The sequence below is a fragment of the Rhodobacter sp. CZR27 genome (assembly GCF_002407205.1).
Classification (GTDB): Bacteria; Pseudomonadota; Alphaproteobacteria; order Rhodobacterales; family Rhodobacteraceae; genus Cereibacter_A.
Window position 1 is genome coordinate 381,363 of the sequence record NZ_CP023548.1, and the last position, 21,277, is coordinate 402,639.

Annotated in this window: 29 protein-coding genes; all 29 read left to right on the plus strand. The window is 65.0% G+C overall.

Annotated elements, in window-relative coordinates; all coding sequences use genetic code 11:
* The first annotated feature begins 3 nt into the window (after nucleotides 1-3).
* Nucleotides 4-4,251, plus strand: coding sequence for a DNA-directed RNA polymerase subunit beta' (gene rpoC / locus CK951_RS01960; protein WP_096784567.1), 4,248 nt, complete (start codon nucleotides 4-6; stop codon nucleotides 4,249-4,251).
* A gap of 121 nt (nucleotides 4,252-4,372) precedes the next feature.
* The gene (locus CK951_RS01965) at nucleotides 4,373-5,296 is read left to right on the plus strand and encodes a DMT family transporter (RefSeq protein WP_096784568.1); all 924 of its coding nucleotides are present in this window, start codon (nucleotides 4,373-4,375) and stop codon (nucleotides 5,294-5,296) included.
* A gap of 211 nt (nucleotides 5,297-5,507) precedes the next feature.
* Nucleotides 5,508-5,879 carry a 30S ribosomal protein S12 gene (rpsL, locus tag CK951_RS01970; RefSeq protein ID WP_002722481.1) on the plus strand — a complete coding sequence of 124 codons (372 nt, stop codon included), beginning with the start codon at nucleotides 5,508-5,510 and terminating at the stop codon, nucleotides 5,877-5,879.
* 12 nt (nucleotides 5,880-5,891) lie between these two features.
* Nucleotides 5,892-6,362, plus strand: coding sequence for a 30S ribosomal protein S7 (gene rpsG / locus CK951_RS01975; RefSeq protein ID WP_002722484.1), 471 nt, complete (start codon nucleotides 5,892-5,894; stop codon nucleotides 6,360-6,362).
* A gap of 24 nt (nucleotides 6,363-6,386) precedes the next feature.
* Nucleotides 6,387-8,504: an elongation factor G gene (gene fusA / locus CK951_RS01980; protein ID WP_096784569.1), complete on the plus strand. Its 2,118-nt coding sequence runs from the start codon at nucleotides 6,387-6,389 to the stop codon at nucleotides 8,502-8,504.
* A gap of 75 nt (nucleotides 8,505-8,579) precedes the next feature.
* Entirely contained in the window at nucleotides 8,580-9,755 is a 1,176-nt protein-coding gene (gene tuf, locus CK951_RS01985) for an elongation factor Tu (RefSeq protein WP_096784559.1), read from the plus strand.
* A gap of 71 nt (nucleotides 9,756-9,826) precedes the next feature.
* Nucleotides 9,827-10,135, plus strand: coding sequence for a 30S ribosomal protein S10 (gene rpsJ / locus CK951_RS01990; protein ID WP_002722490.1), 309 nt, complete (start codon nucleotides 9,827-9,829; stop codon nucleotides 10,133-10,135).
* Between the two features lie 13 nt (nucleotides 10,136-10,148).
* Complete coding sequence (gene rplC / locus CK951_RS01995) at nucleotides 10,149-10,865, plus strand: 50S ribosomal protein L3 (RefSeq protein ID WP_096784570.1); 717 nt, start codon at nucleotides 10,149-10,151, stop codon at nucleotides 10,863-10,865.
* On the plus strand, nucleotides 10,855-11,475 hold the full coding sequence (rplD, locus tag CK951_RS02000; protein ID WP_096784571.1) for a 50S ribosomal protein L4: 621 nt from the start codon (nucleotides 10,855-10,857) through the stop codon (nucleotides 11,473-11,475). The genes rplC and rplD overlap by 11 nt, the downstream gene beginning before the upstream one ends.
* Nucleotides 11,472-11,768: a 50S ribosomal protein L23 gene (locus CK951_RS02005; protein WP_096784572.1), complete on the plus strand. Its 297-nt coding sequence runs from the start codon at nucleotides 11,472-11,474 to the stop codon at nucleotides 11,766-11,768. Before rplD ends, CK951_RS02005 begins: the two co-directional genes overlap by 4 nt.
* Nucleotides 11,769-11,890: 122 nt before the next feature.
* The gene (gene rplB / locus CK951_RS02010) at nucleotides 11,891-12,730 is read left to right on the plus strand and encodes a 50S ribosomal protein L2 (protein ID WP_096784573.1); all 840 of its coding nucleotides are present in this window, start codon (nucleotides 11,891-11,893) and stop codon (nucleotides 12,728-12,730) included.
* Between the two features lie 3 nt (nucleotides 12,731-12,733).
* Nucleotides 12,734-13,012, plus strand: a complete 279-nt coding sequence (gene rpsS, locus CK951_RS02015) for a 30S ribosomal protein S19 (protein WP_096784574.1) — start codon at nucleotides 12,734-12,736, stop codon at nucleotides 13,010-13,012.
* A 3-nt stretch (nucleotides 13,013-13,015) separates the two neighbouring features.
* Complete coding sequence (rplV, locus tag CK951_RS02020) at nucleotides 13,016-13,396, plus strand: 50S ribosomal protein L22 (RefSeq protein ID WP_096784575.1); 381 nt, start codon at nucleotides 13,016-13,018, stop codon at nucleotides 13,394-13,396.
* Nucleotides 13,396-14,112, plus strand: coding sequence for a 30S ribosomal protein S3 (gene rpsC, locus CK951_RS02025; RefSeq protein ID WP_096784576.1), 717 nt, complete (start codon nucleotides 13,396-13,398; stop codon nucleotides 14,110-14,112). Before rplV ends, rpsC begins: the two co-directional genes overlap by 1 nt.
* Before the next feature lie 12 nt (nucleotides 14,113-14,124).
* Entirely contained in the window at nucleotides 14,125-14,538 is a 414-nt protein-coding gene (gene rplP, locus CK951_RS02030; protein WP_096784577.1) for a 50S ribosomal protein L16, read from the plus strand.
* Nucleotides 14,539-14,769: 231 nt separating this feature from the next.
* On the plus strand, nucleotides 14,770-14,976 hold the full coding sequence (rpmC, locus tag CK951_RS02035; RefSeq protein WP_096784578.1) for a 50S ribosomal protein L29: 207 nt from the start codon (nucleotides 14,770-14,772) through the stop codon (nucleotides 14,974-14,976).
* A 13-nt stretch (nucleotides 14,977-14,989) separates the two neighbouring features.
* Complete coding sequence (gene rpsQ, locus CK951_RS02040) at nucleotides 14,990-15,232, plus strand: 30S ribosomal protein S17 (protein ID WP_096784579.1); 243 nt, start codon at nucleotides 14,990-14,992, stop codon at nucleotides 15,230-15,232.
* Nucleotides 15,233-15,304: 72 nt separating this feature from the next.
* Nucleotides 15,305-15,673 carry a 50S ribosomal protein L14 gene (gene rplN, locus CK951_RS02045; RefSeq protein ID WP_002722508.1) on the plus strand — a complete coding sequence of 123 codons (369 nt, stop codon included), beginning with the start codon at nucleotides 15,305-15,307 and terminating at the stop codon, nucleotides 15,671-15,673.
* On the plus strand, nucleotides 15,673-15,978 hold the full coding sequence (gene rplX / locus CK951_RS02050) for a 50S ribosomal protein L24 (RefSeq protein WP_096784580.1): 306 nt from the start codon (nucleotides 15,673-15,675) through the stop codon (nucleotides 15,976-15,978). Before rplN ends, rplX begins: the two co-directional genes overlap by 1 nt.
* Nucleotides 15,978-16,538, plus strand: coding sequence for a 50S ribosomal protein L5 (rplE, locus tag CK951_RS02055; protein ID WP_096784581.1), 561 nt, complete (start codon nucleotides 15,978-15,980; stop codon nucleotides 16,536-16,538). Before rplX ends, rplE begins: the two co-directional genes overlap by 1 nt.
* Before the next feature lie 17 nt (nucleotides 16,539-16,555).
* Nucleotides 16,556-16,861, plus strand: coding sequence for a 30S ribosomal protein S14 (gene rpsN, locus CK951_RS02060; RefSeq protein WP_096784582.1), 306 nt, complete (start codon nucleotides 16,556-16,558; stop codon nucleotides 16,859-16,861).
* A gap of 12 nt (nucleotides 16,862-16,873) precedes the next feature.
* Nucleotides 16,874-17,272, plus strand: coding sequence for a 30S ribosomal protein S8 (gene rpsH, locus CK951_RS02065; protein ID WP_096784583.1), 399 nt, complete (start codon nucleotides 16,874-16,876; stop codon nucleotides 17,270-17,272).
* Between the two features lie 10 nt (nucleotides 17,273-17,282).
* Nucleotides 17,283-17,816: a 50S ribosomal protein L6 gene (gene rplF, locus CK951_RS02070; protein WP_096784584.1), complete on the plus strand. Its 534-nt coding sequence runs from the start codon at nucleotides 17,283-17,285 to the stop codon at nucleotides 17,814-17,816.
* Nucleotides 17,817-17,827: 11 nt separating this feature from the next.
* On the plus strand, nucleotides 17,828-18,187 hold the full coding sequence (gene rplR, locus CK951_RS02075; protein ID WP_096784585.1) for a 50S ribosomal protein L18: 360 nt from the start codon (nucleotides 17,828-17,830) through the stop codon (nucleotides 18,185-18,187).
* 11 nt (nucleotides 18,188-18,198) lie between these two features.
* Nucleotides 18,199-18,765: a 30S ribosomal protein S5 gene (gene rpsE, locus CK951_RS02080; RefSeq protein WP_096784586.1), complete on the plus strand. Its 567-nt coding sequence runs from the start codon at nucleotides 18,199-18,201 to the stop codon at nucleotides 18,763-18,765.
* A gap of 12 nt (nucleotides 18,766-18,777) precedes the next feature.
* Nucleotides 18,778-18,966 (plus strand): 50S ribosomal protein L30, encoded by a 189-nt coding sequence (gene rpmD / locus CK951_RS02085; protein ID WP_002722524.1) that lies wholly within the window; start codon nucleotides 18,778-18,780, stop codon nucleotides 18,964-18,966.
* Nucleotides 18,967-19,046: 80 nt separating this feature from the next.
* Nucleotides 19,047-19,196 carry a hypothetical protein gene (locus CK951_RS21275; RefSeq protein ID WP_198402383.1) on the plus strand — a complete coding sequence of 50 codons (150 nt, stop codon included), beginning with the start codon at nucleotides 19,047-19,049 and terminating at the stop codon, nucleotides 19,194-19,196.
* A 139-nt stretch (nucleotides 19,197-19,335) separates the two neighbouring features.
* Nucleotides 19,336-19,818, plus strand: a complete 483-nt coding sequence (gene rplO / locus CK951_RS02095; protein WP_096784588.1) for a 50S ribosomal protein L15 — start codon at nucleotides 19,336-19,338, stop codon at nucleotides 19,816-19,818.
* A gap of 99 nt (nucleotides 19,819-19,917) precedes the next feature.
* Entirely contained in the window at nucleotides 19,918-21,276 is a 1,359-nt protein-coding gene (secY, locus tag CK951_RS02100; RefSeq protein WP_096784589.1) for a preprotein translocase subunit SecY, read from the plus strand.
* The last annotated feature ends 1 nt before the right edge of the window (nucleotide 21,277 follow it).

The following is a 21,277-nucleotide window of genomic DNA, read 5'->3' on the forward strand; positions in this document are numbered from 1 at the left end:
GATATGAACCAGGAACTCTCGACCAACCCGTTCAACCCGGTTGCGCCGGTCAAGACCTTCGACGAGATCAAGATCTCGCTCGCCTCGCCGGAACGGATCCTCTCGTGGTCCTACGGCGAGATCAAGAAGCCCGAGACGATCAACTACCGGACCTTCAAGCCGGAGCGGGACGGCCTGTTCTGCGCCCGGATCTTCGGGCCGATCAAGGATTACGAGTGCCTTTGCGGCAAGTACAAGCGCATGAAGTATCGCGGCGTCGTCTGCGAGAAGTGCGGCGTGGAAGTGACGCTCCAGAAGGTGCGGCGCGAGCGGATGGGCCATATCGAGCTCGCCGCCCCGGTCGCGCACATCTGGTTCCTGAAGTCGCTGCCGTCCCGCATCGGCCTCATGCTGGACATGACGCTGCGTGACCTCGAGCGCATCCTCTACTTCGAGAACTACGTCGTCATCGAGCCGGGCCTGACCGACCTCACCTACGGCCAGCTGATGACCGAGGAAGAGTTCCTCGACGCGCAGGACCAGTACGGCGCCGACGCCTTCACCGCCAACATCGGCGCCGAGGCGATCCGCGAGATGCTGTCGGCCATCGACCTCGAACAGACCGCCGAGACGCTCCGCGAGGAGTTGAAGGAGGCGACCGGGGAACTGAAGCCGAAGAAGATCATCAAGCGGCTCAAGATCGTGGAATCGTTCCTCGAGTCGGGTAACCGGCCCGAGTGGATGATCCTGACCGTGCTGCCGGTGATCCCGCCGGAACTGCGCCCGCTGGTCCCGCTGGACGGCGGCCGCTTCGCCACGTCCGACCTCAACGACCTCTACCGCCGCGTCATCAACCGGAACAACCGCCTCAAGCGGCTGATCGAGCTGCGCGCGCCGGACATCATCGTCCGCAACGAAAAGCGGATGTTGCAGGAAGCCGTCGACGCGCTGTTCGACAACGGCCGCCGCGGCCGCGTCATCACGGGCACCAACAAGCGCCCGCTGAAGTCGCTGTCGGACATGCTGAAGGGCAAGCAGGGCCGGTTCCGCCAGAACCTGCTCGGCAAGCGCGTGGACTTCTCGGGCCGTTCGGTCATCGTGACCGGGCCGGAGCTGAAGCTGCACCAGTGCGGCCTGCCGAAGAAGATGGCGCTCGAACTGTTCAAGCCGTTCATCTACTCGCGGCTGGAGGCCAAGGGCCTCAGCAGCACGGTGAAGCAGGCGAAGAAGCTGGTCGAGAAGGAGCGCCCGGAGGTCTGGGACATCCTCGACGAGGTGATCCGCGAACACCCGGTGCTGCTGAACCGCGCGCCGACGCTGCACCGTCTGGGCATCCAGGCGTTCGAGCCGATCCTGATCGAGGGCAAGGCGATCCAGCTTCACCCGCTGGTCTGCTCGGCCTTCAACGCCGACTTCGACGGTGACCAGATGGCCGTCCACGTGCCGCTCTCGCTGGAAGCCCAGCTGGAAGCGCGCGTGCTGATGATGTCCACGAACAACGTGCTGTCGCCCGCCAACGGCGCGCCGATCATCGTGCCGTCGCAGGACATGGTCCTCGGCCTCTATTACACCACGATGGAGCGCAAGGGCATGAAGGGCGAGGGCATGGCCTTCTCGTCCGTCGAAGAGGTCGAGCATGCCCTTGCCGCCGGCGAGGTGCACCTGCACGCCCGCATCACCGCCCGGATCAAGCAGATCGACGACGAGGGCAACGAGGTCATCCGGCGCTACGAGACCACCCCGGGCCGCCTGCGGCTGGGCAACCTCCTGCCCCTGAACGCCAAGGCGCCCTTCGAGCTGGTCAACCGGCTTCTGCGGAAGAAGGACGTGCAGAACGTCATCGACACCGTCTACCGCTACTGCGGCCAGAAGGAGTCGGTGATCTTCTGCGACCAGATCATGGGCATGGGCTTCCGCGAAGCCTTCAAGGCCGGCATCTCGTTCGGCAAGGACGACATGCTCATCCCCGACACCAAGTGGCCCATCGTGAACGAGGTCCGCGATCAGGTGAAGGAGTTCGAGCAGCAGTACATGGACGGCCTGATCACCCAAGGCGAAAAGTACAACAAGGTCGTCGACGCCTGGTCGAAATGCTCGGACAAGGTGGCGGGCGAGATGATGGCCGAGATCTCGGCCGTGCGTTATGACGACGCCGGCGCCGAGAAGGAGCCGAACTCGGTCTACATGATGTCCCACTCGGGCGCGCGGGGTTCGCCGGCGCAGATGAAGCAGCTGGGCGGGATGCGCGGCCTGATGGCCAAGCCGAACGGCGAGATCATCGAGACGCCGATCATCTCGAACTTCAAGGAAGGCCTGACCGTGCTCGAGTACTTCAACTCGACTCACGGCGCCCGGAAGGGTCTGGCCGACACCGCGCTCAAGACGGCGAACTCGGGCTACCTGACCCGCCGTCTGGTGGACGTGGCACAGGACTGCATCGTGCGCAGCCACGACTGCGGCACCGAGAATGCGATCACGGCCTCCGCGGCGGTGAACGAGGGCGAGGTCGTCAGCCCGCTCTCCGAGCGCGTGCTGGGTCGTGTCGCGGCCGAGGACATCCTTGTCCCGGGCACCGACGAGGTGGTCGTGGCCAGGGGCGAGCTGATCGACGAGCGTCGTGCCGACCTGATCGATCAGGCGAACGTCGCGCTGGTCCGCATCCGCTCGCCGCTGACATGTGAAGCGGAAGAGGGCGTCTGCGCCATGTGCTACGGGCGCGACCTTGCCCGAGGCACGCTGGTCAACATCGGCGAGGCGGTCGGCATCATCGCCGCCCAGTCGATCGGTGAACCCGGCACGCAGCTCACGATGCGGACCTTCCACATCGGCGGCATCGCGCAGGGCGGCCAGCAGTCGTTCCTCGAAGCGAGCCAGGAGGGCCGGATCGAGTTCCGGAACCCGAACCTGCTCGAGACCGCCTCGGGCGACCAGATCGTCATGGGCCGCAACATGCAGATCGCCATCATCGACGAGGCGGGGCAGGAGCGCGCGACCCACAAGATCACCTACGGCGCCAAGGTGCACGTGAAGGACGGCCAGACCGTCAAGCGCGGCAACCGTCTCTTCGAATGGGACCCCTATACCCTGCCGATCATCGCCGAGAAGGACGGTGTGGCGCGGTTCGTGGACCTCATCTCGGGGATCTCGGTTCGCGAGGACACCGACGAAGCCACCGGCATGACGCAGAAGATCGTGTCCGACTGGCGCTCGACGCCGAAGGGCGGCGACCTGAAACCGGAAATCATCATCATGAATCCGGAGACGGGCGATCCGATGCGGAACGAGGCGGGCAACCCGATCTCGTACCCGATGTCGGTGGAGGCGATCCTTTCGGTCGAGGACGGCCAGGCGGTCCGCGCCGGCGACGTCGTGGCGCGTATCCCGCGCGAAGGTGCCCGGACCAAGGACATCACCGGGGGTCTTCCCCGCGTGGCGGAACTGTTCGAGGCCCGTCGTCCGAAGGACCACGCGATCATCGCCGAGAACGACGGCTACGTGCGCTTCGGCAAGGACTACAAGAACAAGCGCCGCATCACGATCGAGCCGGTGGACGAGACGCTGACGCCCGTCGAATACATGGTGCCGAAAGGCAAGCACATCCCGGTGCAGGAAGGCGACTTCGTGCAGAAGGGTGACTACATCATGGACGGCAACCCGGCTCCGCACGACATCCTGCGGATCATGGGGGTCGAGGCGCTGGCCAACTACATGATCGACGAGGTGCAGGAGGTCTACCGACTGCAGGGCGTGAAGATCAACGACAAGCACATCGAGGTGATCGTGCGGCAGATGCTGCAGAAGTTCGAGATCCTCGACTCGGGCGAGACCACGCTGCTCAAGGGCGAGCATGTGGACAAGGCCGAGCTTGACGAGACCAACGAGAAGGCGATCCAGCACGGGATGCGTCCCGCGGTGGCAGAGCCGATCCTGCTCGGGATCACCAAGGCGTCGCTGCAGACCCGCAGCTTCATCTCGGCGGCCTCGTTCCAGGAGACGACGCGCGTGCTCACCGAAGCCTCGGTTCAGGGCAAGCGCGACAAGCTCGTCGGCCTGAAGGAGAACGTGATCGTCGGCCGGCTGATCCCGGCCGGGACGGGCGGGGCGACCTCGCGCGTCAAGAAGATCGCCCACGACCGCGACCAGAAGGTCATCGACGCCCGTCGCGCCGAGGCGGAAGCCGCGGCGGCACTGGCTGCGCCGACCGACGAGGTCATCGACTTCGGGCCCGAGGACTCGGGCCTGGTGGACACGGTGGAAAGCCGCGACGAGTGATCGTCCGGCACTGAGACGGGGGCCTCCGTGCACGTCGCACGGGGGCCCTTGCTTTTTTCCGGTTTCCGCCTTTCGCCCGGCCGCGGGCCCGACTAGCCTGCGTCGGAAGACGGAGATTCCCTTGCCCCTCTCGGACAATCTGCGCGGCGCGATCGCCATGAACGTGGCGATGGCGGCCTTCACGGTGAACGACGCCCTGATGAAGGCGGTGACGCAGAGCCTGCCGCTGTTCGAGGCCATCGCGCTGCGCGGCCTCGTCACGCTGCCGTTCCTGTTCCTGTATGGCTCGAGCGTCGGCGGCCTGCGCTTCCGGCTGCCCCGTCCCGACCGAAAGCTGCTGTCGATCCGGGTGGGCGCGGACGTGCTGGCGACGGTCACCTACCTTTCGGCGCTGATGGTGCTGCCGCTCGCGAACCTCGTGGCGATCCTGCAGTCGCTGCCACTGGCTGTCACGCTTGCGGCGGCGGTTGTCCTGAAGGAGCCGCTGGGCTGGCGCCGGATGCTGGCGATCCTCGCAGGCTTCGGGGGTGTTCTGCTGATCGTGCGCCCGGGGGCCGAAGGATTCAGTGTCTGGTCGCTGCTCGGCCTTGCCTCGGTCGCCTGCGTGGTGGCGCGGGATCTGGCGACGCGACGGCTCGGACCGGCGGTGCCCTCCGCCACCATTGCGATCTGGACCTCGCTCGCGGTGACCGTGATGGGGATTGCGGGCGCCCTCGTCGCGGGGCTTCAGCCGGTCAGCCTGCGCGAGGCACTGCTGATCCTTGTCGCCGCCGGGGCGCTGATCCTGGGTTATCTGTTCATCGTGGCCGCGATGCGGGCGGGCGACATCGGCTTCGTCTCGCCCTTTCGATACACCGGCCTGATCTGGGCCATCGGCCTCGGCTGGCTCATGTTCGGCAACCTTCCGGACGCGATGACGCTGGCCGGATCGGCCATCGTGGCGGCGGCGGGGATCTTCACCCTCTGGCGCGAGGCGCGGCTTGCCCGCCGGCAGGAGGCGCCTGTTGACATCCCCCGCGACTCCCCCTATACGCCGCCTACCTGAGCTGCGGGCTCCTCGGCCTGCGGCCAGCCTCAGTTAACTGTAGTGGTCATGATCCGGGCTCCGCGCCCCGATCCTCTGGAATTCCACCGCGTCGTCCCCGCAAAGGGACGTCCGCGGTTTTGGTGTTTGTGCGAACAGGCACCGCGAACGGCGCCCCCCGACCGGATCCGGGCAGGCGTGAATGAAACGGGTTGCAACACGGGGAACGTGAATGCCAACGATCCAACAGCTCATCCGCAAGCCGCGGGAGCCGAAACGAGTCCGCTCCAAGTCCCAGCACCTGGAGTCCTGCCCGCAGAAGCGTGGCGTCTGCACGCGCGTCTACACCACGACGCCGAAGAAGCCGAACTCCGCTATGCGTAAGGTCGCCAAGGTCCGCCTGACCAACGGCTTCGAGGTGATCTCCTACATCCCCGGCGAGAAGCACAACCTGCAAGAGCACTCCGTCGTGCTCATCCGCGGCGGCCGCGTGAAGGACCTTCCGGGCGTTCGCTACCACATCCTGCGCGGTGTCCTCGATACCCAGGGTGTCAAAGATCGTCGTCAACGCCGTTCGAAATACGGCGCGAAGCGTCCGAAATAAGGAGTTCCGGGTATGTCCCGTCGTCACGCAGCCGAGAAGCGCGAAATCCTGCCCGACGCCAAGTTCGGCGATACGGTGCTGACCAAGTTCATGAACAACCTGATGATCGACGGCAAGAAGTCGGTCGCGGAATCGATCGTCTACAACGCGCTCGACCGGGTCCAGACCCGTCTGAAGCGCGAGCCGCTCGAAGCCTTCCACGAGGCGCTCGACAACGTGAAGCCCTCGGTCGAGGTGCGCTCGCGCCGCGTCGGCGGGGCCACCTACCAGGTTCCGGTCGAAGTCCGCACCGAGCGCCGTGAGGCCCTTGCGATCCGCTGGCTGATCACCGCCGCGCGCAAGCGCAACGAGAACACCATGGAAGAGCGTCTCGCCGCCGAGCTCGCCGATGCCTGCAACAACCGCGGGACGGCCGTGAAGAAGCGGGAAGACACCCACAAGATGGCCGACGCGAACAAGGCGTTCAGCCATTACCGCTGGTAACCACTCAGCCTGAGGACCATCCAGATGGCACGCGAATACCCCCTCGAGCTGTACCGTAACTTCGGGATCATGGCTCACATCGACGCCGGCAAGACGACGACGACCGAGCGGATCCTCTACTACACCGGCAAGTCCCACAAGATCGGCGAGGTGCATGACGGCGCCGCGACGATGGACTGGATGGAGCAGGAGCAGGAGCGGGGCATCACCATCACCTCGGCCGCGACCACGACCTTCTGGGAGCGCACCGAGGACGGCAAGACCCCGATGACGCCGAAGCACCGCTTCAACATCATCGACACCCCCGGACACGTCGACTTCACCATCGAGGTCGAGCGTTCGCTGGCGGTGCTTGACGGGGCCGTGTGCCTTCTGGACGCCAACGCCGGCGTCGAGCCCCAGACGGAAACCGTCTGGCGCCAGGCCGACCGCTACAAGGTTCCGCGGATCGTGTTCGTCAACAAGATGGACAAGATCGGCGCCGACTTCTTCAACTGCGTGAAGATGATCAAGGACCGCACCGGCGCGACCCCCGCCCCGATCGCCCTGCCGATCGGCGCCGAGGACAAGCTGGAAGGCATCATCGACCTCGTGACGATGAAGGAATGGGTTTACCAGGGTGAAGACCTTGGCGCTTCGTGGGAAATCCGCGACGTGCGCGACTCGCTCAAGGCGGAAGCCGAAGAGTGGCGCGGCAAGCTGATCGAACTCGCCGTCGAGCAGGACGACGAGGCGATGGAAGCCTACCTCGAAGGCAACGAGCCCGACGTCCCGACCCTGCGGAAGCTGATCCGCAAGGGCTGCCTCTCCATGTCCTTCGTTCCGGTGACCGCGGGCTCCGCGTTCAAGAACAAGGGCGTGCAGCCGGTCCTGAACTCGGTGATCGACTACCTGCCGTCGCCGCTCGACGTGCCGGCCTACATGGGCTTCGCCCCGGGCGACGAGACCGAAACGCGCAACATCGCGCGCTCGGCCGACGACGCGCAGCCCTTCGCGGCGCTGGCGTTCAAGATCATGAACGACCCCTTCGTGGGCTCGCTCACCTTCACCCGCATCTACTCGGGCGTGCTCAAGAAGGGTGACCAGATGGTCAACTCGACGAAGGGCAAGCGCGAGCGCGTGGGCCGGATGATGATGATGCACGCCATCAACCGGGAAGAGATCGACGAAGCCTTCGCGGGCGACATCATCGCGCTGGCCGGTCTGAAAGAGACCACCACCGGCGACACGCTCTGCGACCCGAACAATCAGGTCGTCCTGGAAACCATGACCTTCCCCGAGCCGGTGATCGAGATCGCCGTCGAGCCGAAGACCAAGGCCGACCAGGAGAAGATGGGTCTGGCGCTCGCGCGTCTGGCCGCCGAGGACCCGTCCTTCCGCGTCGAGACCGACTTCGAGTCGGGGCAGACGATCATGAAGGGCATGGGCGAACTTCACCTCGACATCCTCGTCGACCGGATGAAGCGCGAGTTCAAGGTCGAGGCGAACATCGGTGCGCCGCAGGTGGCCTACCGCGAGACCATCTCGCGTGCGGCCGAGATCGACTACACCCACAAGAAGCAGACCGGCGGCACGGGCCAGTTCGCCCGCGTCAAGCTTCAGATCGAACCGGTCGAGCCGGGCCAGGGCTACTCGTTCGAGTCGAAGATCGTCGGTGGCGCGGTGCCGAAGGAATACATCCCCGGCGTCGAGAAGGGCATCAAGTCGGTCATGGACTCGGGTCCGCTCGCGGGCTTCCCGGTCATCGACTTCAAGGTCGCGCTGGTTGACGGTGCGTTCCACGACGTCGACTCGTCGGTTCTCGCCTTCGAGATCGCGGCCCGGGCCGGGATGCGCGAAGGCCTGAAGAAGGCCGGCGCGAAGCTGCTCGAGCCGATCATGAAGGTCGAAGTGGTGACCCCGGAGGAATACACCGGCGGCATCATCGGCGACCTGACCTCGCGGCGCGGCATGGTGCAGGGCCAGGACACTCGCGGCAACGCGAACGTGATCAACGCCTTCGTTCCGCTGGCCAACATGTTCGGCTACATCAACACGCTGCGCTCGATGTCCTCGGGCCGCGCCGTGTTCACCATGCACTTCGACCACTACGACGCGGTGCCGCAGAACATCTCGGACGAGATCCAGAAGAAATACGCCTAAGCGCGGTGGGCGATCAGCCCACCCTACCCAACCCCGTAGGGTGCACCCCACCCGCGACACATTCAGGAGGCCATCATGGCAAAGGCAAAGTTCGAGCGGACGAAACCGCACGTCAACATCGGCACGATCGGCCACGTTGACCACGGCAAGACGACGCTGACGGCCGCGATCACCAAGTACTTCGGCGAATTCCGCGCCTACGACCAGATCGACGGCGCCCCGGAAGAGCGCGCCCGCGGCATCACGATCTCGACCGCCCACGTGGAATACGAGTCGGACACCCGCCACTACGCCCACGTCGACTGCCCCGGCCACGCCGACTACGTGAAGAACATGATCACCGGTGCCGCCCAGATGGACGGCGCGATCCTCGTGGTGTCGGCCGCCGACGGCCCGATGCCGCAGACCCGCGAGCACATCCTGCTCGGCCGCCAGGTGGGCATCCCCTACATGGTCGTGTTCATGAACAAGGTCGACCAGGTCGATGACCCGGAACTTCTCGAACTGGTCGAGATGGAGATCCGTGAGCTGCTGTCGTCCTATGACTACCCCGGCGACGACATCCCGATCATCAAGGGCTCGGCGCTGCATGCGATGAATGGCACCGAGAAGGAAATCGGCGAGGACGCGATCCGCGCCCTGATCGCCGCCGTTGACGAGTACATCCCGACCCCGGCCCGCGCCGTGGACCAGCCGTTCCTGATGCCGGTCGAGGACGTGTTCTCGATCTCGGGCCGCGGCACCGTGGCCACCGGCCGCATCGAGCGCGGCGTGGTGAAGGTGGGCGAGGAACTCGAGATCGTCGGCATCCGCCCGTCGAAGAAGACGGTCTGCACCGGCGTCGAGATGTTCCGCAAGCTGCTCGACCAGGGCGAGGCGGGCGACAACGTCGGTCTGCTGCTGCGTGGCGTGGACCGCGACGGGATCGAGCGCGGCCAGGTGCTGTGCAAGCCCGGCTCGGTGAAGCCGCACACGAAGTTCGAGGCCGAGGCCTACATCCTCACGAAAGAGGAAGGCGGCCGCCACACCCCGTTCTTCGCGAACTACCGTCCGCAGTTCTACTTCCGCACCACCGACGTGACCGGCACGGTTCAACTGCCGGAAGGCACCGAGATGGTGATGCCGGGCGACAACCTGAAGTTCAACGTCGAGCTGATCGCGCCGATCGCCATGGAAGAGAAGCTCCGCTTCGCCATCCGTGAAGGCGGCCGCACCGTCGGCGCCGGCGTCGTCTCGAAAATCATCGCGTAATCGCAAATTGGCAGAGGGGCGGGGGGACGACCCAAGCCCCCCCGTTTCCCGCCAAGCCCGAGGGCATGTAAATGCAAGGTCAGACTATCCGCATCAGGCTGAAAGCCTTCGATTACCGGGTGCTGGACGCCAGCACCCAGGAAATCGTGAACACGGCGAAGCGGACCGGCGCGCAAGTGCGCGGCCCGATCCCGCTGCCGAACAAGATCGAGAAGTTCACCGTTCTCCGCGGTCCGCACATCGACAAGAAGTCGCGCGACCAGTGGGAGATCCGGACGCACAAGCGCCTTCTCGACATCGTCGATCCGACCCCGCAGACCGTGGACGCGCTGATGAAGCTCGACCTCGCGGCCGGCGTGGACATCCAGATCAAGGTTTGAGGGGTCCACGACAATGCGCTCTGGTGTTATCGCCAAGAAGCTGGGCATGACCCGGCTGTTCCTCGAGGACGGCAAGCAGGTTCCCGTGACCGTCCTCCAACTCGACTCGCTCCAGGTCGTCGCGCAGCGCACGGCCGAGAAGGATGGCTACACCGCCGTCCAGCTCGGCGCGGGTGCCGCCAAGGCGAAACGGACCTCGGCCGGCATGCGCGGCCACTTCGCGAAAGCAAACGTGGAGCCCAAGCGCAAGATCGCCGAATTCCGCGTCACGCCGGACTGCCTGATCGACGTCGGTGCCGAGATCACCGCTGACCACTACTTCGCGGGTCAGTATGTGGACATCGCCGGCACCTCGATCGGTAAAGGCTTTGCCGGTGCGATGAAGCGGCACAACTTCGGCGGTCTGCGCGCCTCGCACGGCGTGTCGATCAGCCACCGCTCGCACGGTTCGACCGGCCAGTGCCAGGACCCCGGCAAGGTGTTCAAGGGCAAGAAGATGGCCGGCCACATGGGTGCAGCCCGTGTGACCACGCAGAACCTGCAGGTCGTCCGCACCGACAGCGACCGCGGCCTGATCATGGTGAAGGGCGCCGTTCCCGGTTCGAAGGGCGGCTGGGTCACCATCAAGGATGCCGTGAAGAAGCCGGTGCCGGAACAGGCGATCCGTCCGGCGGCGATCCGCGCGGCGGCTCTGGAAACCTCCGTTGGAGGCGAAAGCAATGAAGGCTGAAGTCATCAAGCTGGACGCGAGCCCCGCGGGCTCGATTGAACTCGACGACGCGATCTTCGGCCTCGAGCCGCGCGCCGACATCCTGCACCGCGTGGTGCGCTGGCAGCGGGCGAAAGCCCAGGCCGGCACCCACTCGGTGCTCGGCAAGTCGGACGTGAGCTACTCGACCAAGAAGATCTACCGCCAGAAAGGTACCGGCGGCGCTCGCCACGGGTCCAAGAAGGCGCCGATCTTCCGTCACGGTGGCGTCTACAAGGGCCCGACCCCGCGCAGCCACGCCCACGACCTGAACAAGAAGTTCCGGGCGCTGGGTCTGAAGCACGCGCTGTCGTCGAAGGCCACGACCGGCAACCTGATCGTGATCGAGGACATCGCGCTGACCGAGGCGAAGACCGCGGTTCTCGCCAAGGCGGTGAAGGAGCTCGGCTGGAAGCGCGTGCTCGTCATCGACGGCGCCGAGATCAACGAGAACTTCGCCAAGGCGGCACGCAACCTCGAGGGCGTCGATGTGCTGCCGTCGATCGGGGCGAACGTCTATGACATCCTGAAGCGTGACACCCTCGTGATCACGAAGGCGGGTGTCGAAGCTCTGGAGGCTCGTCTGAAATGACCGCCAAACCCGAACACTACGATGTGATCCGCAAGCCGGTGATCACCGAGAAGGCGACCATGACCTCCGAGGCCAATGGCGTCGTCTTCGCGGTGGCGATGGACGCGACCAAGCCGCAGATCAAGGAAGCGGTCGAGGCGATCTTCAACGTCAAGGTCAAGGCGGTGAACACCACCGTCACCAAGGGCAAGACGAAGAAGTTCAAGGGCCGTCCCGGCGTCCGCTCGGATCGCAAGAAGGCCTATGTGACGCTCGAGGAAGGAAACACCATCGACGTCACCACCGGCCTCTGATAAAAGGCCGACGAATCTTGCGGCCCCGGGTTTCCGGGGCCGCGGATTTTTATCACCTGGGGATCTTCGGAGCCCTGTACCGGACCCGCAAGGGGTCCTCTAGCTGACGGAAGACAGGAAGCATGGCACTCAAGTCGTACAAACCGACGACGCCTGGCCAGCGTGGGCTGGTTCTGATCGACCGTTCGGAGCTGTGGAAAGGCCGCCCGGTCAAGACCCTCGTTGAGGGCCTTATCAAGACCGGCGGACGGAACAACACCGGACGCGTCACGATGTGGCACAAGGGCGGCGGGGCGAAGCGTCTCTACCGCATCGTCGATTTCAAGCGTCGCAAGTTCGACATGGCGGCTGTCGTCGAGCGGATCGAATACGACCCGAACCGGACCGCCTTCATCGCGCTCGTGAAATATGAGGATGGCGAGCTTGCCTACATCCTCGCGCCGCAGCGCCTCGCCGTGGGCGACAGCGTGATCGCCGGCGAGAAGACCGACGTGAAGCCGGGCAACGCGATGCCGTTCTCGGGCATGCCGATCGGTACGATCGTGCACAACGTCGAACTCAAGCCGGGCAAGGGCGGCCAGCTGGCCCGCGCCGCCGGCACCTATGCGCAATTCGTCGGCCGTGACGGCGGCTATGCCCAGATCCGCCTTTCGTCGGGCGAACTGCGCATGGTGCGTCAGGAGTGCATGGCGACGGTTGGCGCGGTGTCGAACCCCGACAACTCGAACCAGAACTTCGGCAAGGCTGGCCGCATGCGTCACCTGGGCGTCCGCCCGACGGTCCGCGGCGTGGCCATGAACCCGATCGACCACCCGCACGGCGGCGGCGAAGGCCGCACCTCGGGCGGCCGTCACCCGGTTACCCCGTGGGGCAAGGGCACCAAGGGCAACCGCACCCGCAAGAGCAAGGCTTCGGACAACCTCATTGTCCGCTCGCGCCACGCGAAGAAGAAAGGGCGCTGATAGATGGCACGTTCTACCTGGAAAGGCCCCTTCGTCGACGGCTACCTGCTGAAGAAGGCAGAGAAGTCGCGCGAGTCGGGCAAGAACGAAGTGATCAAGATCTGGTCGCGTCGCTCCACCATCCTGCCGCAGTTCGTGGGCCTCACCTTCGGCGTCTACAACGGCAAGAAGCACATCCCGGTCAACGTGACCGAGGAGATGATCGGCCAGAAGTTCGGTGAGTACTCGCCGACGCGGACCTACTACGGTCACGCCGCCGACAAGAAAGCGAAGAGGAAGTAATCCATGGGCCAGGAAAAGAACCCGCGCCGCGTGGGCGAAAACGAAGCCTTCGCCAAGGCGAAGATGCTGCGCACCTCGCCGCAGAAGCTGAACCTCGTCGCCGCGCTGATCCGTGGCAAGAAGGTCGACAAGGCGATCGCCGACCTCACCTTCTCGAAGAAGCGCATCAGCCAGGACGTGCTGAAGTGCCTCCAGTCGGCCATCGCCAACGCCGAGAACAACCACGGCCTCGACGTGGATGAGCTCGTCGTGACCGAAGCCTACTGCGGCAAGAACCTCGTGATGAAGCGCGGCCGTCCGCGCGCCCGCGGCCGGTTCGGCAAGATCATGAAACCGTTCAGCGAGCTCACGATCAAGGTGAAGCAAGTCGGGGAGACTGCGTAATGGGTCAGAAGGTCAATCCGATCGGCATGCGCCTTCAGGTGAACCGCACCTGGGACAGCCGCTGGTTCGCCGAGTCGAAGGACTACGGCAACCTGCTGCTGGAAGACCTCAAGATGCGCGAGTTCATCCACGACTACGCCAAGCAGGCCGGCGTGTCGAAGGTGATCATCGAGCGTCCGCACAAGAAGTGCCGCGTGACGATCCACACCGCCCGTCCGGGCGTGATCATCGGCAAGAAGGGCGCGGACATCGAGACGCTGCGCAAGAAGCTCTCGGCCTTCACGAAGTCCGAGCTTCACCTGAACATCGTCGAGATCCGCAAGCCCGAGCTTGACGCCCAGCTGGTGGCCGAGTCGATCGCCCAGCAGATGGAGCGTCGGGTGTCCTTCCGTCGCGCCATGAAGCGCGGCGTGCAGAACGCCATGCGCATCGGTGCGCTCGGCATCCGGGTCAACGTCGCGGGCCGCCTCGGCGGTGCCGAGATTGCCCGGACCGAGTGGTATCGCGAAGGTCGCGTGCCGCTGCACACGCTGCGCGCCGACATCGACTATGCGACCTCGGAAGCCACGACCCCCTACGGGATCATCGGGGTGAAGGTCTGGATCTTCAAGGGCGAGATCCTGGAGCACGATCCGCAGGCGCACGACCGCCGGCATTCGGAAGCCCAGGAAGGCGCTGCGCCGCGTCCGCCGCGTCGCGACCGCGAACGCGCGTAAGGGAGCAATAAGATGCTGCAACCGAAACGGACAAAGTTCCGCAAACAGCACAAGGGCCGCATCCACGGCGAGGCGAAGGGCGGGTTCCTCCTGAACTTCGGCGGCTTCGGCCTCAAGGCCACCGAGCCCGAGCGCGTCACCGCGCGGCAGATCGAGGCGGCCCGCCGCGCGATCACCCGCCACATGAAGCGTCAGGGCCGGGTCTGGATCCGCGTGTTCCCCGACACTCCGGTCACCTCGAAGCCGACCGAAGTGCGTATGGGTAAGGGCAAGGGCTCGGTCGACTTCTGGGCGGCCAAGGTCAAGCCGGGCCGGATCATGTTCGAGATCGACGGCGTGTCCGAGACGATCGCCCGCGAGGCCCTGCGCCTCGGCGCGATGAAGCTGCCGATCACCACCCGCATCGTGGTGCGCGAGGACTGGTAAGGTCCCGCAACGGATTGAAGGGGCCCCCGACGTCACCACGCCGGGGGCCCTTCGCTTTCCGGCGCGGGGTGAACGATTCTCTGCTTGCTCTTGGACCTCTCCTCCTGTAGCAGGCTGCATCCTGCGGATTCCGGGCGACCGGATTCGCGGATTTGTCATTGATCCACCAGGACACAGGTGACCCTGCGCCAAGGTCAGGGGCCCTCTGGTGATTGAGAAAGGAACGAGGCGATGACCACCGCCCAGGATCTCCGGTCCAAGACCCCGGACCAGCTCCGCGACCAGCTCGTGGCGCTCAAGAAGGAAGCCTTCAACCTCCGTTTCCAGCAGGCCACTGGCCAGCTCGAGAACACCGCCCGCATGCGCGCCGTCCGTCGTGACGTCGCCCGCATCAAGACGGTCCTGAACGAGATGGCCGCTTCGGCCGCTGCGAACTGAGAGGGAGGCTTCCATGCCCAAACGCATCCTGCAAGGCACCGTGACCAGCGACAAGAACGAGCAGACCGTGACGGTCCTCGTCGAGCGCCGCTTCAAGCACCCGCTGCTGAAGAAGACGGTCCGCCTGTCGAAGAAATACCGGGCGCACGACCCGGAGAACCAGTTCAAGGTCGGCGACGTCGTCCGCATCGAGGAATGCGCGCCCATCTCGAAGACCAAACGCTGGAAGGTCGTCACCGAAGCCGTTTCGGCCTGAGTTGACCTTTCCGTCTGAACGAAACCCTGGGGCCGCGGGATCAAGCGGTCCCCAAAGGTCGGGAGAAACCAAATGATCCAGATGCAGACCAATCTGGATGTTGCTGACAACTCGGGCGCTCGCCGGGTTCAGTGCATCAAGGTTCTGGGTGGTTCCCACCGCCGCTACGCCAGCGTCGGCGACATCATCGTGGTGTCGGTCAAGGAAGCCATCCCGCGCGGTCGCGTGAAGAAGGGCGATGTCCGCAAGGCCGTCGTCGTGCGCACCGCCAAGGAAGTCCGTCGTGAGGACGGCACCACCATCCGCTTCGACCGCAACGCCGCCGTCATCCTGAACAACCAGGGCGAACCGGTCGGCACCCGTATCTTCGGGCCGGTCGTGCGCGAACTGCGTGCCAAGAACTTCATGAAAATCATCTCGCTGGCTCCGGAGGTGCTCTGATGGCCGCCAAGCTGAAGAAGGGCGACAAGGTCGTCGTGCTCGCCGGCAAGGACAAGGGCAAGCAGGGTGAGATCACCACGGTGATGCCGAAGGCCAACAAGGCCATCGTCGACGGCGTGAACCTCGCCATCCGTCACACCAAGCAGACCCCGACCTCGCAGGGCGGCCGCATCGCCAAGGCGATGCCGATCGACCTGTCGAACCTCGCGCTGCTCGATGCCAACGGCAAGGCGACCCGCGTCGGCTTCCGCATGGAAGGCGAGCAGAAGGTCCGCTACGCCAAGACCACGGGGGACGTCATCTGATGCTCGACCAGACCAACTACACCCCGCGGCTCAAGACTGCCTATGCCAGCACCGTTCGCGCGGCGCTGAAGGAGCAGTTCGGCTACAAGAACGACATGCAGATCCCGCGTCTGGACAAGATCGTCCTGAACATGGGCGTCGGCGAAGCGGTCAAGGACACCAAGAAGGTGAAGACCGCTGCGGAAGAGCTGTCGCTGATCGCCGGCCAGAAGGCCGTCATCACCCACGCCAAGAAGTCGATCGCCGGCTTCCGCGTGCGCGAGCTGATGCCGCTCGGCTGCAAGGTCACCCTGCGCGGCGACCGCATGTACGAATTCCTCGACCGTCTGATCACGATCGCGCTGCCCCGCGTCCGCGACTTCCGCGGCGTCAAGGGCAACTCGTTCGACGGGCGCGGCAACTACGCGATGGGCCTGAAAGAGCAGTTCGTGTTCCCCGAGATCAACTTCGACAAGGTCGACGAGGTTCTCGGCATGGACATCATTATCTGCACCACCGCGAAGACCGACGCGGAAGCGAAGGCGCTGTTGAAGCAGTTCAACATGCCGTTCATCAGCTGATCGCGGGAGAGAGAGATATGGCAAAGAAATCCATGATCGAACGCGAGGTCAAGCGCGCGAAGATGGTGCAGAAGTATGCTGCCAAGCGCGCCTCGCTGAAAGAGATCACCACCAATGCGGACCTGCCGATGGAGCAGCGCTTCAAGGCGCAGCTCAAGCTGGCGGAACTGCCCCGCAACTCGTCGGCGACGCGGATCCACAACCGCTGCCAGCTGACGGGCCGCCCGCATGCGTTCTACCGCAAGCTGAAACTCTCGCGGATCATGCTGCGTGAACTGGCCTCGTTCGGCCAGATCCCCGGCATGGTGAAGTCGAGCTGGTAAGGAGATCGGGATATGTCGATGAACGATCCGCTCGGCGATATGCTGACCCGCATCCGCAACGCGCAGCTGCGCGGCAAGTCCACCGTCTCGACGCCGGCCTCCAAGCTGCGCGCCTGGGTGCTGGACGTGCTTCAGGCCGAGGGCTACATCCGCGGCTACGAGAAGAAGGAAACCGAGAACGGCCAGGGCGAACTGGTCATCTCGCTGAAGTACTTCGAAGGCACCCCGGTGATCCGCGAACTCAAGCGCGTGTCGAAGCCCGGCCGCCGCGTCTACATGGCCACCAAGGACCTTCCGAGCGTCCGCAATGGCTTGGGCGTCTCCATCATCTCCACGCCGAAAGGCGTCATGTCCGATGCGAGCGCCCGCTCCGCCAATGTTGGCGGCGAAGTGCTCTGCACCGTGTTCTGAGGAGGGTCAAATGTCTCGTATTGGCAAGAAGCCCGTTCCGCTGCCGAAAGGCGTGACGGCCTCGGTCTCGGGTCAGTCGATAGAAGTGAAGGGCCCGAAGGGCACCCGCAGCTTCCTCGCGACCGACGACGTGACGATCGCCCTCGAAGAGGGTGTGGTCCGCGTGACGCCGCGCGGCACCTCGAAGCGTGCGCGTCAGCAGTGGGGCATGGTCCGGTCGCAGGTCGAGAACCTGGTGATCGGCGTGACCACCGGCTTCAAGAAGGAGCTGGAGATCACCGGCGTGGGTTACCGCGCCGCGATGGCCGGCAATGTCCTGAAACTGTCGCTCGGCTACAGCCACGACGTCAACTTCGAGGTTCCGGCCGGCGTGACCGTTGCCACCCCGAAGCAGACCGAGATCACGATTGAGGGCATCGACCAGCAGCTCGTCGGTCAGGTTGCGGCGAACATCCGCGAGTGGCGGCGTCCCGAGCCCTACAAGGGCAAGGGCATCCGCTACAAGGACGAGTTCATCTTCCGCAAGGAAGGCAAGAAGAAGTAAGGGGCGCGAAAATGGCGAACACGAAAAGAGAGCTGTTCCTCAAGCGCCGCCTGCGCGTCCGGAACAAACTGAAAGCGTCGGCGAACGGGCGTCTGCGCCTGTCCGTCCATCGTTCGAGCAAGAACATCAGCGCGCAGCTGATCGACGACGCGAACGGCGTGACGCTGGCCGCGGCCTCGACCCTGGAAAAGGATCTGGGCTTCTTCGGCAAGAACAACGTCGAGGCGTCGGCGGCCGTGGGCCGTGCGATCGCCGAGCGGGCGAAGGCAGCCGGGATCGAAGCATGCTACTTCGACCGTGGCGGTTTCCTCTTTCACGGGAAGATCAAGGCTCTGGCCGACGCTGCCCGTGAAGGCGGCCTGAAGTTCTGAGGAGTAAGACGATGGCAGAGAGAGAGAACCGCCGGGACCGCCGCGACGATCGTGCGCCGCGCGAGGAAACCCCGGAATTCGCCGATCGTCTGGTGGCGATCAACCGCGTGTCCAAGACCGTGAAGGGCGGCAAGCGCTTCGGCTTTGCGGCTCTGGTCGTGGTCGGTGACCAGCGCGGCCGCGTCGGCTTCGGCAAGGGCAAGGCCAAGGAAGTGCCGGAGGCGATCCGCAAGGCCACCGAGCAGGCGAAGCGGCAGATGATCCGCGTCGCCCTGCGGGACGGCCGGACGCTGCACCACGACATGGAAGGCCGCCACGGCGCCGGCAAGGTCGTGATGCGGGCCGCCGTTCCTGGGACCGGCATCATCGCCGGTGGCCCGATGCGCGCCGTGTTCGAGATGCTGGGGCTTCAGGACGTCGTGGCGAAGTCGCTCGGCTCGCAGAACCCCTACAACATGATCCGCGCCACGATGGATGGCCTCAAGCGGGAATCGAGCCCCCGTCAAGTCGCGCAGCGTCGCGGCAAGAAGGTTGCCGAGATCCTGAAGAAGCCTGAAGCCGAAGTGGCGGAAGCGTAAGGAGCCCGGACCATGGCGAAAACGATCATCGTGAAGCAGGTCCGGTCGGCTGCCCGCCGCCCGGCCGTCCAGACCGCTGTCCTCAAGGGGCTCGGTCTGAACAAGATGCACCGCACCCGGGAACTGGAAGACACGCCGTCGATCCGCGGCATGGTCGCCAAGATCCCGCATCTGGTGGAGATCATCGAGGAGCGCGGCTGAGCTGCGCCTTCGTGAAGCACTGGACGCCCCGGCTGGTCCGGGGCGTCTTGCATTTCGGCCGCCTGCGGGAGGGGCGCGTGATGTGGACGGCGATTCTCGCGCTGCTGGTCGGACTTCAGGGGGCGGCGGCGGTTTCGGCTCCGGCCCATGGCGGCGGTTGCCGCAAGAGTTCGCCCCCGGGCCAGTGTTGCCACATGGACCGCAAGCGGGGAGAGGTGCATTGCCACTGAGCGAAGCTCTTTCCGCCCTTGATCCACGGCGGCCAAGAGACTATAGGCGTCCGGCGGCCCGAGGGCCGCTTCCAAGCAAGAAATGCCGTGTTCCCTCCATCCGTCGCTGGCGGAGGGGTTCCGGCCAGGAGATAGCGACATGAAACTGAACGAACTCCGCGACAACGAAGGCGCAGCCCGCAAGAAGAAGCGCGTGGCGCGCGGCCCGGGCTCGGGCAAGGGCAAGACTGCCGGCCGTGGTATCAAGGGCCAGAAATCGCGTTCGGGCGTGGCTCTGGGTGGCTACGAAGGCGGCCAGATGCCGCTCTACCGGCGTCTGCCGAAGCGCGGCTTCTCGAAGCCGAACCGCAAGGAATATGCGGTGGTCAACCTGGGCCTGATCCAGAAGTTCGTCGACGCCGGCAAGCTCGACGCCAGCCAGCCGATCGACGAGAATGCGATCGTGGCCGCGGGCGTGACCTCGCACAAGCGCGATGGCATCCGCGTTCTCGCCAAGGGCGAGATCACCGCGAAGCTGACCCTCACCGTGACCGGCGCCTCGAAATCGGCGGTCGAAGCGGTCGAGAAGGCCGGCGGCTCGGTCACGCTGACCGCGCCGGCTGCGGCGGCGAGCGCAGAATAAGGTTGTGACTGCGCCTCCGGGCGCATAAATGACCTGACAGTTTTCCCGCGCCGCCGACCCGGAGAACGGATCGGCGGCGCCGTCATGAAAGAGACGGGCATGGCATCTGCTGCAGAGCAAATGGCGTCGAACCTGAGTTGGGGCGCCCTCGGGAAGGCCACGGACCTTCGCCAACGCATCTTCTTCACCATCGGCCTGCTGATGGTCTACCGTCTCGGCACCTACATCCCGGTGCCGGGGATCGACGGATCGGCGCTGCGCGAGTTCATGGCAGGGGCGACCGCCGGCATCGGCGGCATGCTCAACATGTTCACCGGCGGCGCGATCAGCCGGATGGGCATCTTCGCCCTCGGCATCATGCCCTACATCTCGGCCTCGATCATCGTGCAGCTGATGGCCTCTATGGTGCCCAAGCTCGAGCAGCTGAAGAAGGAGGGCGAGCAGGGCCGCAAGAAGATCAACCAGTACACCCGCTACGGCACGGTGTTCCTGGCGACCTTCCAGGCCTGGGGCATCGCGATGAGCCTCGAGGCGGGCGACCTCGTCACCGACCCGGGGATGTTCTTCCGCTCCGCCTGCGTGGTCACGCTGGTCGGCGGCACGATGTTCCTGATGTGGCTCGGCGAGCAGATCACCGCGCGCGGCATCGGCAACGGCATCTCGCTGATCATCTTCGTCGGCATCGTGGCGGAAATTCCGGCCGCGCTGGCGCAATTCTTCAGCCAGGGCCGCTCGGGTGCGATCAGCCCGGCGGTGATCATCGGCGTGATGGTCATGGTTGTTGCGGTGATCGCCTTCGTGGTGTTCATGGAGCGCGCGCTGCGCAAGATCCACATCCAGTATCCGCGGCGTCAGGTCGGGATGAAGATCTACGACGGCGGCTCGTCCCACCTGCCGGTCAAGGTCAACCCGGCGGGCGTGATCCCGGCGATCTTCGCCTCGTCGCTGCTTCTGCTGCCGGTCACGATCTCGACCTTCTCTGGCGCCCAGACCGGGCCGATCATGTCGACGATCCTGGCCTATTTCGGCCCCGGCCAGCCGCTCTACCTGGTGTTCTTCGCCTCGATGATCGTCTTCTTCGCCTATTTCTACACGGCGAACGTGGCGTTCAAGGTCGATGACGTGGCCGAGAACCTGAAGAACCAGAACGGCTTCATCCCGGGCATCCGCCCCGGCAAGAAGACCGAGGAATATCTCGAATATGTGGTGAACCGGATCCTCGTGATCGGCTCGGCCTATCTTGCGGCCGTCTGCCTTCTGCCCGAGGTCCTGCGCAACCAGCTGGGCATTCCCTTCTACTTCGGGGGAACGTCCGTGCTGATCGTGGTGTCGGTGACGATGGACACGATCAACCAGATCCAGTCGCACCTGCTCGCGCATCAGTACGAAGGGCTGATCGAGCGGTCGCAGCTGAGGGGGAGAAAGCGGACAGGGGCGAAGGCTCCGACCCGCCGCTGAG

What these genes read in the sequence shown, in the direction of transcription:
- rplP (WP_096784577.1), top strand. Translation starts at nt 14,125, where the DNA reads ATGCTGCAACCGAAACGGACAAAGTTCCGCAAACAGCACAAGGGCCGC.
- rpsC (WP_096784576.1), top strand. Translation starts at nt 13,396, where the DNA reads ATGGGTCAGAAGGTCAATCCGATCGGCATGCGCCTTCAGGTGAACCGC.
- rpmD (WP_002722524.1), top strand. Translation starts at nt 18,778, where the DNA reads ATGGCGAAAACGATCATCGTGAAGCAGGTCCGGTCGGCTGCCCGCCGC.
- rplX (WP_096784580.1), top strand. Translation starts at nt 15,673, where the DNA reads ATGGCCGCCAAGCTGAAGAAGGGCGACAAGGTCGTCGTGCTCGCCGGC.
- secY (WP_096784589.1), top strand. Translation starts at nt 19,918, where the DNA reads ATGGCATCTGCTGCAGAGCAAATGGCGTCGAACCTGAGTTGGGGCGCC.
- rplC (WP_096784570.1), top strand. Translation starts at nt 10,149, where the DNA reads ATGCGCTCTGGTGTTATCGCCAAGAAGCTGGGCATGACCCGGCTGTTC.
- rplR (WP_096784585.1), top strand. Translation starts at nt 17,828, where the DNA reads ATGGCGAACACGAAAAGAGAGCTGTTCCTCAAGCGCCGCCTGCGCGTC.
- rplE (WP_096784581.1), top strand. Translation starts at nt 15,978, where the DNA reads ATGCTCGACCAGACCAACTACACCCCGCGGCTCAAGACTGCCTATGCC.
- CK951_RS21275 (WP_198402383.1), top strand. Translation starts at nt 19,047, where the DNA reads ATGTGGACGGCGATTCTCGCGCTGCTGGTCGGACTTCAGGGGGCGGCG.
- rpsL (WP_002722481.1), top strand. Translation starts at nt 5,508, where the DNA reads ATGCCAACGATCCAACAGCTCATCCGCAAGCCGCGGGAGCCGAAACGA.
- rplO (WP_096784588.1), top strand. Translation starts at nt 19,336, where the DNA reads ATGAAACTGAACGAACTCCGCGACAACGAAGGCGCAGCCCGCAAGAAG.
- rplF (WP_096784584.1), top strand. Translation starts at nt 17,283, where the DNA reads ATGTCTCGTATTGGCAAGAAGCCCGTTCCGCTGCCGAAAGGCGTGACG.
- CK951_RS02005 (WP_096784572.1), top strand. Translation starts at nt 11,472, where the DNA reads ATGACCGCCAAACCCGAACACTACGATGTGATCCGCAAGCCGGTGATC.
- rpsN (WP_096784582.1), top strand. Translation starts at nt 16,556, where the DNA reads ATGGCAAAGAAATCCATGATCGAACGCGAGGTCAAGCGCGCGAAGATG.
- rpsG (WP_002722484.1), top strand. Translation starts at nt 5,892, where the DNA reads ATGTCCCGTCGTCACGCAGCCGAGAAGCGCGAAATCCTGCCCGACGCC.
- rplV (WP_096784575.1), top strand. Translation starts at nt 13,016, where the DNA reads ATGGGCCAGGAAAAGAACCCGCGCCGCGTGGGCGAAAACGAAGCCTTC.
- rpsE (WP_096784586.1), top strand. Translation starts at nt 18,199, where the DNA reads ATGGCAGAGAGAGAGAACCGCCGGGACCGCCGCGACGATCGTGCGCCG.
- rpoC (WP_096784567.1), top strand. Translation starts at nt 4, where the DNA reads ATGAACCAGGAACTCTCGACCAACCCGTTCAACCCGGTTGCGCCGGTC.
- tuf (WP_096784559.1), top strand. Translation starts at nt 8,580, where the DNA reads ATGGCAAAGGCAAAGTTCGAGCGGACGAAACCGCACGTCAACATCGGC.
- rpsQ (WP_096784579.1), top strand. Translation starts at nt 14,990, where the DNA reads ATGCCCAAACGCATCCTGCAAGGCACCGTGACCAGCGACAAGAACGAG.
- rpsJ (WP_002722490.1), top strand. Translation starts at nt 9,827, where the DNA reads ATGCAAGGTCAGACTATCCGCATCAGGCTGAAAGCCTTCGATTACCGG.
- rpsS (WP_096784574.1), top strand. Translation starts at nt 12,734, where the DNA reads ATGGCACGTTCTACCTGGAAAGGCCCCTTCGTCGACGGCTACCTGCTG.
- rplD (WP_096784571.1), top strand. Translation starts at nt 10,855, where the DNA reads ATGAAGGCTGAAGTCATCAAGCTGGACGCGAGCCCCGCGGGCTCGATT.
- rpmC (WP_096784578.1), top strand. Translation starts at nt 14,770, where the DNA reads ATGACCACCGCCCAGGATCTCCGGTCCAAGACCCCGGACCAGCTCCGC.
- rplN (WP_002722508.1), top strand. Translation starts at nt 15,305, where the DNA reads ATGATCCAGATGCAGACCAATCTGGATGTTGCTGACAACTCGGGCGCT.
- fusA (WP_096784569.1), top strand. Translation starts at nt 6,387, where the DNA reads ATGGCACGCGAATACCCCCTCGAGCTGTACCGTAACTTCGGGATCATG.
- rplB (WP_096784573.1), top strand. Translation starts at nt 11,891, where the DNA reads ATGGCACTCAAGTCGTACAAACCGACGACGCCTGGCCAGCGTGGGCTG.
- rpsH (WP_096784583.1), top strand. Translation starts at nt 16,874, where the DNA reads ATGTCGATGAACGATCCGCTCGGCGATATGCTGACCCGCATCCGCAAC.